Annotated in this window: 11 protein-coding genes; 7 read left to right on the plus strand and 4 right to left on the minus strand. The window is 59.1% G+C overall.

Features of this window, described 5'->3' with window-relative positions; translation table 11 throughout:
- Positions 1–143 precede the first annotated feature (143 nt).
- The 4 genes from AF70_RS15300 (at position 144) to AF70_RS15315 (ending at position 9588) form a co-directional block, all read left to right on the plus strand.
- On the plus strand, positions 144–4658 hold the full coding sequence (locus tag AF70_RS15300; protein WP_028939427.1) for a SpvB/TcaC N-terminal domain-containing protein: 4515 nt from the start codon (positions 144–146) through the stop codon (positions 4656–4658).
- Between the two features lie 203 nt (positions 4659–4861).
- Positions 4862–6622: an ATP-binding protein gene (locus tag AF70_RS15305; protein ID WP_028939428.1), complete on the plus strand. Its 1761-nt coding sequence runs from the start codon at positions 4862–4864 to the stop codon at positions 6620–6622.
- Positions 6622–7956, plus strand: coding sequence for a sigma-54 dependent transcriptional regulator (locus AF70_RS15310; protein ID WP_028939429.1), 1335 nt, complete (start codon positions 6622–6624; stop codon positions 7954–7956). The genes AF70_RS15305 and AF70_RS15310 overlap by 1 nt, the downstream gene beginning before the upstream one ends.
- Positions 7957–8268: 312 nt before the next feature.
- On the plus strand, positions 8269–9588 hold the full coding sequence (locus tag AF70_RS15315; protein ID WP_028939430.1) for an MFS transporter: 1320 nt from the start codon (positions 8269–8271) through the stop codon (positions 9586–9588).
- Between the two features lie 66 nt (positions 9589–9654).
- Here the strand turns inward: AF70_RS15315 and AF70_RS15320 are convergent, their stop codons facing one another.
- A complete protein-coding gene (locus AF70_RS15320; RefSeq protein ID WP_019581516.1) occupies positions 9655–10410 on the minus strand; it encodes a membrane protein in 756 nt (251 codons plus the stop codon).
- Between the two features lie 206 nt (positions 10411–10616).
- Between AF70_RS15320 and AF70_RS15325 the strand changes: the two genes are divergently transcribed.
- Entirely contained in the window at positions 10617–10808 is a 192-nt protein-coding gene (locus AF70_RS15325) for a hypothetical protein (RefSeq protein WP_028939431.1), read from the plus strand.
- Positions 10809–10974: 166 nt separating this feature from the next.
- Positions 10975–11604: a flavin reductase family protein gene (locus tag AF70_RS15330; protein WP_018926552.1), complete on the plus strand. Its 630-nt coding sequence runs from the start codon at positions 10975–10977 to the stop codon at positions 11602–11604.
- Here the strand turns inward: AF70_RS15330 and AF70_RS15335 are convergent, their stop codons facing one another.
- Both AF70_RS15335 and AF70_RS15340 read right to left on the minus strand, forming a co-directional pair.
- Complete coding sequence (locus tag AF70_RS15335) at positions 11605–11835, minus strand: hypothetical protein (RefSeq protein ID WP_028939432.1); 231 nt, start codon at positions 11833–11835, stop codon at positions 11605–11607.
- A 41-nt stretch (positions 11836–11876) separates the two neighbouring features.
- Complete coding sequence (locus tag AF70_RS15340; protein WP_028939433.1) at positions 11877–12230, minus strand: putative quinol monooxygenase; 354 nt, start codon at positions 12228–12230, stop codon at positions 11877–11879.
- A 336-nt stretch (positions 12231–12566) separates the two neighbouring features.
- Here AF70_RS15340 and AF70_RS15345 point away from each other — a divergent pair, with 336 nt between their 5' ends.
- Complete coding sequence (locus AF70_RS15345; protein WP_019581520.1) at positions 12567–13496, plus strand: AraC family transcriptional regulator; 930 nt, start codon at positions 12567–12569, stop codon at positions 13494–13496.
- 123 nt (positions 13497–13619) lie between these two features.
- Here the strand turns inward: AF70_RS15345 and AF70_RS15350 are convergent, their stop codons facing one another.
- Complete coding sequence (locus tag AF70_RS15350; RefSeq protein ID WP_019651396.1) at positions 13620–14675, minus strand: ABC transporter ATP-binding protein; 1056 nt, start codon at positions 14673–14675, stop codon at positions 13620–13622.
- Between the last annotated feature and the right edge of the window lie 7 nt (positions 14676–14682).

The raw sequence follows: 14682 nt of genomic DNA on the forward strand, positions 1-14682 counted from the left end.
TCCTTACAGCGATTCGATCTAGAAAACCCCCTCTGACCTGTCAGATCTGACAGGTTACGAATGCCGCCCATCTTGTTAGCGTCTGACCTATCCCGCGACACCGTTGCCATGCAACAGCGTCTGGCCAAAACAGGATCAGCACCATGCAAGAACAAGCGTCCCTGAGCATCACTGAACCTTCCATCGCCAAGAGCGCTTCAATCGCCACCATCGCCAGTAGCTGGGGCTCGACGGGTTCGACGGGAGCCACTGCCTATGACTTGCCTGTGCCCTTGTCATTGGGCCGTGGCTGGGATCCTCACCTCTTACTAAGTTACAGCAGCCAGTCGGGAAACGGTCCGTTCGGTATCGGTTGGCGCTTGAACCTTCAGGCTTTTACCCGCCAGACGGACAAGGGTGTACCAAGTTATCGTGACGAGAAGGATGTGTTCATCGACCCCTTGGGGCAGGAGGTGATGCCCGATCGTGACAACGAGGGCAAGATCGAGTCCAGAGAGGTGTCCGAATACTGTGGTCAACTCGTTGGCAAACATACGGTGGTGCGTTACAGGCCTCGGGTCGAACAGACATTCGACCTCATCGAGTTCTGGCGTTCCGACTTCACGCCCGAGGGCTTCTGGCTGGTGCACGGAGCAGACGGCAGCCTGCACCTTTTCGGCAAAGACGACAGCTCCCGCGTGGCCGACCCGCAAGCCCCACTCCATGTGGCGACGTGGCTGTTGCAGGAAAGCATGAACGCCCTTGGCGAGCATATTTGCTATGAGTACCTGTCAGAGAAACAGGACGAGCTTCCTGACCCGCATGACTACCGGGCCCAGCGATATTTGCATCGAGTGCTCTACGGCAATGGTCAGGCAAACGATCAGTTGTACGGTTGGAATGTCTTGAGGCCGGCACCACCTTCATGGCTTTTTCACGTGGTATTCGATTACGGCGAACGTACGCTGGGCCTGACTGAAAAACCGGTTTATGACGGCGCGACACTCGAGCCTTGGTTAGTCCGTAACGACCCGTTTTCATCCTATGGGCGAGGCTTCGAAGTGGGCACCCGGCGCCTCTGTCGGCAGGTGCTGATGTTTCACAGTTTCCCGCAACTGGGCGATAAACCTGTGCTGGTGCGCCGCTTGCTGCTGGAGTACTCGGACTACACCAACCTGCGGCCCTACAGCCAGATCACAGCGGCGCATTATCAGGCATACGAAGCCGGCGGACTGATGGAATCCTCGCCGCCGGTGGAATTCGAATACTCGTCTTTCGAACTCAACACGCAGCCGAGCGCATTTTTTCCGTTCGAGGTCATGCCGGCAATCGAGGATGGACAGACATATCAATGTGTTGATCTGTTCAGCGAAAGCATTCCCGGTTTTCTGTGTTGCTATGACCAATGCTGGTATTACCGCGAACCGCTGCGTGGCGCGGACAATGTCGATCACATCACGTATGGCCCCTGGACAGCCCTGGATAAAATCCCGGGCGCCGACCGCAATAAGGAGGCGCATCAGGCCCTGATGGACCTGACCGGCGAAGGCCGTCTGAACTGGATTATTGCCGAGCCGGGAATGTGTGGTTTTTATACGCTGAACCCGGATAAATCCTGGTCTGGCTTCATTCCGTTCACGGCGTTCCCGGTGGAGTTTTTCAACGTCCTTTCGCAACTGGGCGACTTTACGGGAGACGGGCTCAACTCCCTGGCCCTGATCGGGCCCAACGCTGTACGCCTTTACGCCAACCGGCGCGAAGACGGTTTTGCCAAGGGCGAAGATGTCGCTCATGAGCCGCCTGATGACCGTCTGCCGTTGATCAGCAACTCACCCATCGAGCTGGTATTTCTGGGCAACCTGAACGGTAGCGACATGACCGGGTTGTGCCGCATTCGTCACAACGAAATCAAATGCTGGCCAAACCTCGGGCATGGGAAATTCGGCACTGGCTTTGTTATCGACGGCCCCGTTTTCGAGTACGAAACATTCAACGTGAGCCAGGTGCGCATCGCGGACCTGGACGGGTCCGGCGCACCGGCGCTGATCTATCTCAAATCGGATCACTTTGAGATTTACCTCAACCGCGGCGGCAACGGTTTCGAAAAGACACCCATCGAGGTTTCGTGGCCCGAAGACGTGCGTTACGACAACCTGTGCCAAGTCACATTCGCCGACCTGCAAGGGCTCGGTTGCGCCAGCCTGATCCTGACCGTGACGCACATGAAGCCCCAGCACTGGCGTTATGACTTTGTCAGCGCCAAGCCCTATTTGCTGACATCGAGCAATAACAACATGGGGTGCTTCACCGAGGCGGTGTACAGAAGTTCTGCGCAATTCTGGCTGGATGAAAAAAAGGACATCCTCGGCCTCGGGCGACTTCCCGTGTGTTACCTGCCGTTTGCCGTGCAAGTCGTCAGTCAACAGACCCAGCTCGACGAAATCACCGGCAACTGCCTGAATCAGTTTTTCAGTTATTTCGCGGGATACTACGACAGTCGGGACCGCGAATTCCGGGGCTTCGGCCGCGTGCGCCAAACCGACAGTGAAAGTGCATCAGATGACGACAACACCGGCTTTACCGAATCGGCGCTGCTCGACATCTGGTATCACACCGGCAACAGGATCAATGCATCTCGCGATGGATATTTCAATCTCGATGATGAGGCACAGCCTCTGGGTGACACGCTTTTTTGTCGGTATCACCCGGCCGACGATTGCGAAGAGATCATTACGCCGGCCGACGACGCCATTGCCCACGAAATCGCCCGCGCCCTCGCAGGTTCCGTATTGAGAGTCGAAACCAGAGCGGAGAAAGACACAGACGCCGACACTCCCATTCTGGTAGAGCAAAATCGTTACATCGTGCGCGAAGTGCGTGAGCGCGGCCACCATCCCGACTCGGTGTTGATGGCATCCCTGCTGGAGAACATCAGCTACCGTTACGAACGTATCGTCGAAGACCCGTTGTGCCGCCATGTCATCAACCTGAAACGAGACGAATTCGGCCTGACCACCCACAGCTTCACGGTCAGTTACGCCCGCCGCAGGACCGAAAAGGATGAGCCCCCCTTTGAAGACCCTGACGAAAGGAAGCGCTGGTTCGATGCACATGACCGAGCACAACAGTCTTATTACCTGAGCGAAACCCGCGCCCAATTCATTCACTTGGTCGACCTGCAGGGCTGGCGGATTGGTCTGCCGTTTCTGCAACGCGGCAACGCATTGATTTTGCCCAAAGGAACAGCACCATCGGGTCTCAACCCCGCAGAAATTTCTTATAAGGACTTCCTGGATTCATTCAAGTCCCTCGAATGGGCCGCTGTGCGGGAACTGACCGCGCAATCGGTGCAACTCTACGTCGACACGAACAATGACGAGTTGCCGAAGGATGAAGCCTGTTTACAGGCTTTGCGGGGGACGATGGAAATCGCTTATCTGAACAAGAACGCGCTGGAGGTCTACGGCAACGTAACGCCCCCGATCGATATCCGGGAAGAACTTGCGAACATTGGATATCTGCCCATGGAGCTGTTTCTGGGTGCGGACGACACGGCCGACAAAAAGGAGGACGAAGAGAGAAATCTTTGGTCTGCCCTACACAACTTTGCTACGTATGCTGGCATCGATCAATTCTACCGAGTGATCAAATACAACGAAACGCAAAGCCACGGTGTCACCCAGGCGCAATATGACGAGTACTGTCTGGTGACCAAAAGCGTCGAGCAGCCGGATGGCTGCACCACTCGCGTCGAGCAGGATTACTTCTCAGGGTTAACGAAGAGCATCACCGACGCCAACGATAATACGGAGGAAGCCTATAACGGTCCTTCCGGTGTGCACACTCACACTTTTCACGGCACTGAAAATGGTCAGCCCATCGGCTTTGGCTTAATCAGAAACTATATCCCCAGCGGAGATTTAAGCCCTGACACGGCAATCGAGCACCCTGAAGATGAGCTGCAAGAGGCGGCCAGCACCTTGCGCACAGATCTTCACTGCTGGATGGGCACATTGCCCGTATCGGCCAGACAGAACACCGAATGGCTGAACGAGTGGATCAACAACGGTTACGTGTTACCCAGCGGCCACATTCGCGCCAGTGCCCGCAGGCGCCTGGCCAGGATCCGAACGCGCACGCCGGCGGAACAGGCTTTAAATGACTTGTTGCACACCGTCGAGCGCATGCCGGTGCACAGCGTCCGCCTGAGTGCGGACCGGTACCCTGGTGACGATGTTTCGGCAAAATTCCACATCATTCGGTCATTTTTCGACGGTTTTCAACGGCTCTTGCAAACTCAGCAACGGGTCGAGTCCGGTGAAGCTTATGTCGTGAAGGACGGCAAATTGGAGTACGAGAACGGTGAGCCAATGGTGGCATACGCCGATCAACGCTGGCGCATCAGCGAGCGCGTGGAATACAACAACAAAGGGTTAGTAGTACGAACGTATCGTCCCTATTTCGCCAATGCTAAGGGTTACATCCGCGATCACTCCTTCAGGGATTCCGGCCATCACGATAAAAGCTTCTACGACGTGATGGGTCGCCTCATCAAGATCATCAACGCCAAGGGGCATATTGCGCTCGTCGTCTATCATCCCTGGTATGTCAGAAACTGGGACTACAATGACACCTACGTCGGACCAGACGCGAAAGGACTCAATATGGGGAACCGATGATGCCCATTGTCGACTGGCAAACACCGTCATTGAAATCCTTTGACTCGCGGGGCCTGGCAGTCCCCTGCCGAGAACATCAAAGTGTTGCCGGGTAATGAGCGTTTCCACGGGACCGCCCGCCACAGTGCGCCAATAGGCAATATCTCTTGCGGCGGGCGCACATGCTATGGTGCCCGCCCAACTTTCTAACTGTTTGCGCCAGCATGCTGCCGATTTCTCGTACCTTGCGTTTGTCGTTTTATACCTTGCTCATCATCGCCGGTGCCGCGTTGGCGGCCGGCTTGGCCGTGCGTCACGCCGAACGCCAGGCGTTAGTCGAAGACGCGGCCCGCGCCAACCAGCAACTGGCGCTGTACGCCAATTCCCTGCATACCCTGATCGACCGCTACCGTGCCCTGCCCGCCGTGCTGGCGCTGGACCCGGAGTTGCGCGCCGCGCTCGATGGCCCGGTAACGCTTGAGCAACAGGACGCACTGAACCGCAAACTGGAAAAAATCAACGGTGCGGCCCAGTCCTCGACCCTGGAACTGCTCGACCGCACCGGCCTCGCCGTGGCCGCCAGCAATTGGCGTTTGCCCAGCAGTTACGTCGGCCACAACTACGGTTTTCGCCCCTACTTCAGCCAGACCCGCACCCAGGGCGCCGGGCGCTTTTATGCGGTAGGCGTAACCAGTGGCATTCCCGGCTACTTTCTCTCCAGCGCGGTGACCCGCGACAGCGGCGAGTTCCTCGGCGCCATGGTGGTGAAACTGGAATTCCCGGAGCTGGAGCGCGAATGGCGTCAGGGCAGCGACACGCTGCTGGTCAGCGATGCACGCGGGATCATCTTCATTGCCAACCAGCCGGGCTGGCGCTATCGCCTGTTGAAACCGTTGAACGACAGCGACCGCGCCGAACTTAAAGCCACCCGGCAATACGACAAACAACCGCTGACACCGCTGGATTACCAATCGCTGCAGCGCTTTGACGACAACAGTGATCTGGCGCGCGTCGTCGGTCCTGACGGCACGGCAAACTATCTGTGGGAATCGCTGCCGCTGACCACTGAAGGCTGGACCTTGCACCTGCTGCGCCGCCCGCAAATCGCCTTCGAAGACATCCGTAACGCCGCGCTCGCCGCTGCCGGGTTGTGGCTGGCACTGGTGTTTCTGTTGCTGTTCCTTAATCAACGCTGGCGCCTGGCCAAGCTGCGCCAACGCAGCCGCGAAGAACTCGAACAACTGGTAGAAGAACGCACCCGTGACCTGCGCACCGCTCAGGACGGACTGGTGCAATCGGCCAAACTCGCGGCGCTGGGGCAGATGTCCGCAGCGCTGGCCCATGAAATCAATCAGCCCCTGACCGCTCAGCGCATGCAGCTTGCTACGCTGAGGTTGCTACTCGATCACGGCCGGGTCGACGACGCCTACAAGGCGCTCAAACCGGTGGACGACATGCTCACGCGCATGGCCGCCCTCACCGGCCACCTGAAAACCTTCGCGCGCAAAAGCCCCAGCGGTTTGCGCGAACGGCTGGATCTGGCGGCGGTGGTGGATCAGGCCCTGCAATTGCTCGACGCCCGCCTGCGCGATGAACAGGTCAGCCTGGTGCTGCACCTGACCCGTCCGGCCTGGGTGCGTGGTGATGCGATTCGTCTGGAACAGGTGCTGATCAACCTGCTGCGCAACGCCCTGGACGCCATGCAGGGCAAATCCTGCAAGCGTCTGGAAATCCGCCTCGAAGCCGATGAACAGCTATGGCGCCTGAGTGTGATCGACAATGGCGGCGGCATTGCCGAAGAACATTTGAGCCAGGTGTTCGATCCATTCTTCACCACCAAACCGGTGGGTGACGGCCTGGGCTTGGGGCTGGCCGTGTCCTTTGCCATCGTCCACGAAGCGGGCGGACGCCTGAGCGCCGATAATGGCGAAAAAGGCGCGGTATTCACCCTGACGTTGCCCATTGATCTGGAGGTATGTACCTGATGCTCAATTCGGTGATGGTGGTCGATGACGAAAGCAGCATCCGCAGCGCCGTCGAACAGTGGCTGAGCCTGTCGGGGTTCGAGGTGCAACTGTTCAGCCGCGCCGATGAATGCCTGGCGCAACTGCCGAAACACTTCCCTGGGGTGATTCTCAGCGATGTGCGCATGCCAGGCATGAGCGGGCTGGAGCTGCTGGCCGAAGTGCAGCGCCGCGACGCCGATTTGCCGGTGATCTTGCTGACTGGTCACGGCGATGTGCCGATGGCCGTCGAAGCGATGCGCGATGGCGCCTACGATTTCCTCGAAAAACCCTTCAGCCCGGAAACCCTGCTGAGCAGCCTGCGCCGCGCGCTGGACAAACGCCGGCTGGTGCTGGAAAACCGTGCCCTGCACGAGCAGGCCGACAATCGCGCCAAACTCGATGCCACCCTGCTGGGGGTATCCCGTGGTTTGCAGACGCTGCGCCGGCAAGTGCTGGATCTGGCGACGCTGCCGGTCAATGTGCTGATCCGTGGCGAAACCGGCAGCGGCAAGGAACTGGTTGCCCGCTGCCTGCACGACTTCGGCCCCCGCGCCGACAAGCCCTTCGTCGCCTTGAACTGCGCGGCGATTCCCGAGCAGTTGTTCGAGGCCGAACTGTTCGGCCATGAGAGCGGAGCGTTCACCGGCGCCCAGGGCAAGCGCATCGGCAAGCTCGAATACGCCGACGGCGGCACGCTGTTTCTCGATGAAATCGAAAGCATGCCGCTGGCGCAGCAGGTGAAACTGCTGCGGGTGTTGCAGGAGCAGAAGCTTGAGCGATTGGGCTCCAACCAGAGTATCCGCGTGGATTTGCGCATCATCGCCGCGACCAAACCCGACTTGCTGGATGAAGCCCGGGCCGGGCGTTTTCGCGAGGACCTGGCGTATCGCTTGAACGTCGCCGAGCTGCGGCTGCCGCCGTTGCGTGATCGGCGTGAAGACATTCCACTATTGTTCGAGTTCTTCGCGCAGAGTGCCGCCGAACGCCTTGGCCGTACCTTTCCACCGTTGAGCGGGCCGCAATTGAGCCATCTGCTGAGCCACGACTGGCCGGGCAATGTGCGCGAGCTGGCGAACGTCGCCGAGCGCCAAGTGCTGGGCCTCGGCGAACCGGAGCCGGTGGGGATCGATCCCGGCCAGTCACTGGCCGCGCAGCAAGAAGCCTTCGAAGCGCATTGCTTGCGCGCGGCGCTGACCCGGCATAAGGGCGATGTGAAAGCGGTGCTTGAAGAACTGCAACTGCCGCGCCGTACCTTCAATGAAAAGATGCAGCGCCATGGGTTGAGCCGGGAGATGTTCATATCCGACACATGACCTGTGGCGAGGGGGCTTGTCGGAACGCCGCATCGCCCCGTTGGAGTGCGAAGCGCTCCCCGGCATTTTTCAGGTACACCATATTTGCAGACTTTACGACTGCTTCGCAGCCGAACGGGGGCAAGCCCCCTCGCCACAAGTGATCGGCGGAAATCCGCTCATGCTTGCATATACCTTGAGCGACTATCCGCTCAACAAAACCTCTTCCCCCCTCTAAACCGGCCCTCCTCCCCTTGGCACAGCTCCTGCTATAGCCCCTGCAGGCTGCGTTTCAACGCGCTCCACAAAAACAATTAAACGAAGGATCCTTCAATGGATAACTCCAACGCCCTGCCCCTTGGGTCGGCTGCCGTGCCGGCTAAAGAAAGAAGCACCGCCAGCCGGATCAAATCGATCTTCAGCGGCTCTGTCGGCAACATGGTCGAGTGGTACGACTGGTACGTCTACGCCGCCTTCTCCCTGTACTTCGCCAAAGTCTTCTTCCCCAAAGGCGACACCACCGCCCAACTGCTCAACACCGCCGCAATCTTCGCCGTGGGCTTTTTGATGCGCCCGATCGGTGGCTGGCTGATGGGCCTCTACGCTGACAAGGCCGGCCGTAAAGCCGCGCTCATGGCCTCGGTCTATCTGATGTGCTTCGGCTCGCTGCTGATCGCCCTGAGCCCAGGCTATGAAACCATCGGTATCGGCGCACCGATCCTGCTGGTGTTCGCCCGCCTGCTGCAAGGTTTGTCGGTGGGGGGTGAGTACGGCACCTCGGCGACGTACCTCAGCGAGATGGCGACCAAGGAACATCGCGGCTTCTACTCGAGTTTCCAGTACGTGACGCTGATCTCCGGCCAGCTCATCGCCCTGGGCGTGCTGATCGTGCTGCAAAATTTCCTGACCACCGAAGAGCTGTACGCCTGGGGCTGGCGCATTCCATTCGCCATCGGCGCGCTGTGTGCCGTGGTCGCGCTGTACCTGCGTCGTGGCATGGAAGAAACCGAGTCGTTCACCAAGAAAGAGAAGGCCAAGGAAAGCGCGATGCGCACCTTGCTGCGCCATCCCAAGGAACTGATGACCGTGGTCGGCCTGACCATGGGCGGCACGCTGGCGTTCTACACCTACACCACGTACATGCAGAAATACCTGGTGAACACCGTCGGCATGAGCATTTCCGACTCCACCACGATTTCCGCGGCCACGCTGTTCCTGTTCATGTGCCTGCAACCGATCATCGGCGGGCTGTCGGATAAAGTCGGTCGTCGACCGATCCTGATTGCCTTCGGTATTCTCGGGACGCTGTTCACCGTACCGATCCTGACCACCCTGCACACCATCCAGAGCTGGTGGGGCGCGTTCTTCCTGATCATGGCGGCGCTGATCATCGTCAGCGGCTACACCTCGATCAACGCGGTGGTCAAAGCCGAACTGTTCCCCACCGAAATCCGCGCCCTGGGCGTCGGCCTGCCATACGCACTGACCGTGTCGATCTTCGGCGGCACCGCTGAATACATCGCCCTGTGGTTCAAGAGCATCGGCATGGAAACCGGTTACTACTGGTATGTCACGGCGTGCATCGCGGTGTCGTTGCTGGTGTACGTGACCATGAAAGACACCCGCAAGCATTCGCGGATCGAGACCGACTGACAGCAACATTGATAGTGGCTGTACCGTCCTCTTCGCAGGCAAGCCCGTGAAGAGGACGACTCAGTCTCAAGTCAACTCGGCCGCCGTCTGCTTCGCGTACTTGCCCTGCACGTAAGACGCCCCCGCAATCATCACCACCAGAATCCCCGCCAACACCAGCGACGAGCCGATGGTGCCGAAATCCAGGCCACCCTTTGCATGGGGTTTGGTCAGGAAGTCGCCCAAGGTTGCGCCGAATGGCCGCGTCAACACGAACGCCACCCAGAACAGCAGCACCGACGAAATCTTCGTGAAGTATTTCAACAGCACCACCAGCGCAATGGTCGAACCGATCAACAGTGCGCCGCCGGCAAAACCCAGGCCCGAGTCGTCGGCCAGGTAATCGCCAAGCGCCGTGCCCAGAGTGTTGGAAAACAGAATCGCCATCCAATAGAACATCTCGCCCCGGAAGGTCTGGACCTTGGTGACGTTCAGCGAGTCGCCGCTCAAGCGCCAGGCCGCGAAAATCCCCAGCAGAATCGCAATCAGGATCATCGAACCCGTGGCGTAGCCCAATTCAAGGGTGCGGTCCATGAAGTCGGACATGGTGGTGCCAGCGGTGCTGGTCGACAGAATCACGATCCAGTACAGCACCGGCTTGTAAGTTTTGGACATCAACTGCGTGACCAGCGTCAGCACAAAGACGCTGATCAGGATCAGCGAGCTGATGGCGTAACCGACATTAAGGGTCATCGACAACAAATCCCCCGCGGTTTCACCCAGGGTCGTTGCGCAGATTTTCATGACCCAGAACGCCAGGGTGATCTGAGGAAGTTTATTCATTCAAGGCAAGCTCCAGTTCGTGACGGTCGTTTCTTCGGTTTATTGACCGGTGCGCAGACTGGCGGTGGAGCGGTGAAAAATAGGTAAGTGCAGGATGAAAATTCTGTCACGCAGACAAGAGAGCCCGATTAATCGCTGGTTAATGCCCAGTACGCATCCTGCCCCCGTCTGATCAATTCATTGCGCTGTGCAAACTGGAGTTACCCATGAAAACCAAACTGATGCTCGTTCTGGCCCTCTCTGTGCTGACCGCCAATACCTTCGCCGCCGATGGTTACGACCGCACCGGTTCCGCCGTCTTCACTGCACAAAGCAACGTCGCTGGCGATAGCCGCACCGACGCAGCCACAGTCGCTACCGACAGCGTCGATCGCACCGATGCAGCTCGCACCAACTGATCCCTGAGCGCACCACACAGCCCGGCTTTGGCCGGGCTTAGTCATTTCTGGAGCAAGCAAAACCCAGTGATCTCCACAAAACCCACACTGATTGAGGATGGACTGGAAATCTGCCGCTGGCCCTTGCACCATGCTCACCTCCCGAACGCCCTCAGGAATTCACTCCATGCCCGACGATATCCATTTCTACGAACCCGCCAACGGCCATGGCCTGCCCCATGACCCGTTCAACGCCATCGTCGGCCCGCGTCCCATTGGCTGGATTTCCTCCCAGGACGCCAACGGTCGCCTGAACCTGGCGCCCTACAGCTTCTTCAACGCCTTCAACTACATCCCGCCGATCATCGGGTTCTCCAGTGTCGGGCGCAAAGACAGCCTGAACAACATCGAGCAGACCGGCGAGTTCGCCTGGAACCTGGCGACGCGTCCGCTGGCCGAGCAGATGAACCAGAGCTGCGCCATGGTCGGGCCGGAGGTCAACGAGTTCGAACTGTCCGGGCTGACCACCGCCGCGTCGAAAATCATTCAGGTGCCACGGGTCGCCGAAAGCCCGGTGTCCTTCGAGTGCAAGGTCACGCAGATCATTCAGTTGCAGCGCGCCAACAAGGAAGTGGTGCCGAGCTGGCTGATTCTCGGCGAAGTGGTCGCCGTGCATATCGCCAAATGGCTGTTGAAGGATGGGGTGTACGACACCGCCGCGGCAGAACCGATTCTGCGCGGCGGCGGGCCAGCGGATTATTTTCAGCTGGGGCCAGAGGCACTGTTCAAGATGTTCCGCCCGGGGGCGGTCAAGTGATTACCAGAGCAGGTCGGCGTCTTGTTTGACGTCTTTGAGGTGGGTCAGCTCTTTGGCTGCGGCCTCGTCGGCTTCATGAGCGGTCTTGAACGTCTGGCTTTCCAGCACTTTGTGAAAGACCGGAGCACCGGAACCACCGAGGGCTTTGACGGCAATCGCGGCGTGGTAACCGCCCTCGCCCGGTACTACTGCTGAAACGGCTTCGAAGTGTTCAAAGGCTTTACGTGCCATGTCGCGGATCCTGGCTAATGGAGAGTTGCGCCATTAAACCCTCAACCGGCCAGTTTGTGTACCGCTGCCTGGGACTGGCCGATGGCCTGGGTCGCCGAGACATCCTTGAAGGTATGGAAATCCAGGCTGTTGACCACCATATCCTGCACCAGCTCGGCAAAAATCTGCATCGCCGGGCTGCCGAAGTAAGCGGTCATCGCCTGTTGGCTGGCCCAGAAACCGGACACCAGCCACAGCTCGGGATCACATTGCGAGTGTTGCAGGGCGAAGCTCAGGCAACCCGGCGCATTGCGCGACGGTTCGATCAGGGCGCTCAGACGCGCACCGAGTTCTGCCGAACGCCCGGCGCGGGCGCGAACGAAGGCCATATGACTGACGGGGATCTGCGTAGACATGTTCAACCCTCCCAGGGAGTCGAGTGGCAGCCGTGGGACGGGCTGCGACAGGATCCAAGATTAGGCGGCGCATCACAGTCACCGTTAGTCGATTTCTGCCGGCTTATTGCACAATCCTGCGCAACTGCAAAAAGCCTCTGTAACAGCGCGCAAAGTACTGTCACACCGCTGTCACACCACTTTTAAGCAAGTTTCATCCACGTTGCCCTGCTATGGCAGCCTCGTGTATTCACCCCGCGCAGAATCAGGCAAGCTTTTGACAGGATGTGTCTACCGCTGTCCCTTGCACAAATTTAAGCTCGGCCCATGACCAACACTTCACGGAGGATTCCCTGCATGTCGTCGCTCGATCACTTTCAGGCTCCGCTTCCCGCTGACATGGAAAAACAGCGCGCGGAACTGGCCGACCTCATCCGCCGCAACACCATGGACGATGGCTCCTACGCCACTGCCGTCGGTTCGCTGTTCATGTCGCGTCACAGCAAATCCCATGATTTCGCCCCGGGGCTGGCCCAACCGGCCCTGTGCATCATGGCCCAGGGGCGCAAGGAAGTTCGGCTGGCGGACGAGTACTTCAATTACGACCCGCTGAATTACCTGGTGGTATCAGTCTCGATGCCCTTGAGCGGACGGGTGGTGAATGCCTCGCCCGAAGAACCGATCCTCGCGGTGCGGCTGGACATCGACCCGGCGGAAATCACCGCGCTGATTGCCGACGCCGGCCCCATCGGCCTGCCCACACGGCCCACGGGCCGAGGCCTGTATGTCGAGCGGATCGACGCGGCCATGCTCGACGCCGTGCTGCGCCTGGCGCGTTTGCTGGACACACCGAAAGACATCGCCATGCTCGCGCCGCTGATTCGTCGGGAGATTCTGTATCGGCTGTTACGCAGCCAGCAGGGACATCGGCTGTATGAGATTGCCATCGCCAACAGCCAGAGCCATCGCATCAGCCAGGCGATCAAATGGCTCAACGGCAATTATGAGCAACCGCTGCGCATCGACGACCTGGCGCGGGAAGTGAACCTGAGCGTGTCGACGCTGCATCACCGCTTCAAGGCGATGACGGCGATGAGCCCGCTGCAGTATCAGAAACAGCTGCGCCTGCAAGAAGCGCGACGGTTGATGCTGGCCGAAGGGCTGGAAGCGTCGGCGGCGGGATATCGAGTGGGGTATGAAAGCCCTTCGCAGTTCAGCCGGGAGTACAGCCGATTGTTCGGGGCACCGCCGCTGCGGGATTTGGCGCGGTTGCGGTTGTCCGTGTAATCAGATTCACACCCTGTAGGAGCGAGGCTTGCCCGCGAAGGCGTCGTATCAGCCGGCATCAATGCTGAGTATGAAATAGCCTTCGCGGGCAAGCCTCGCTCCTACGAGGATGGGGGTGTTTGTTCAGGCGCTCAGTACTCGGCACGCCTCGGCCGGCAAGGTCACCGACACCGGATTGCCAATGCTTAACCCAACGTCCTGACACGGCGTGCTCAACGCGGTAAACGACACCCCGGAACACTCGACAGTGGTTTCGATGGTCGCGCCGATATCTCGCACAAACGTCACCTTACCCAGCAAGCGATTCCCCGCCGTGGCCTGCGGTTGCGACAGTTGCAGGTCTTCGGGGCGAATCAGCATTTTCACCTTCTCCCCCACCACAATGCTGCTGCAGATCGGCACTTGCAGCGCATCGCCGCCGGGCAAGCTGACCTTGCCGTTACCCAGCGCCGTGGCCGGGAAAATATTCCCCGAACCGATGAAGTCCGCGACGAATTCATTGGCCGGGTGCCGATAAATCTCAATCGGCGTGCCCACCTGCTGCACCCGATGTTCACCCAGCACCACCACGATATCGGCCATGGTCATGGCTTCGCGCTGGTCGTGGGTGACCATGATGGTGGTGATGTTCAAACGCTGTTGCAGCTGACGGATTTCCACCTGCATCGACTCGCGCAGCTTGGCGTCCAGCGCCGACAGCGGTTCGTCGAGCAGGAGGATTTTCGGGTGGTTGGCAATTGCCCGGGCAATCGCCACCCGCTGACGCTGACCACCGGAGAGTTTTGCCACCGGGCGATCAATCATTTCCTGCAGTTGAATCAGCTCAAGTAACTCCACCACCCGCGCCTGCTGATCAGCCTTGCTGACCCCACGCAGTTTCAGCGGATAGGCAATGTTCTCCCCCACCGTCATGTGCGGAAACAGTGCCAGCGATTGAAACACCATGCCGAAATTGCGCTGATGCGCAGGGGTATGGCCGATGTCTTCACCGTCCAGGCGAATCTCGCCGCCGGTCAGGGTTTCGAGCCCGGCGATCATCCGCAGCAGAGTGGTTTTACCGCAGCCCGACGGGCCGAGGAAACACACCAGTTTGCCCTCGGGCAAATGCAGGTTTACATCCTTTACCGCGCAGGCCGAGCCGTAATGTTTCTCGACGTTTTCCAGAATCAGACCAGTCATTTGAATC

It is taken from the genome of Pseudomonas sp. KD5, assembly GCF_012932895.1.
In the GTDB taxonomy this organism is placed as follows: Bacteria; Pseudomonadota; Gammaproteobacteria; order Pseudomonadales; family Pseudomonadaceae; genus Aquipseudomonas.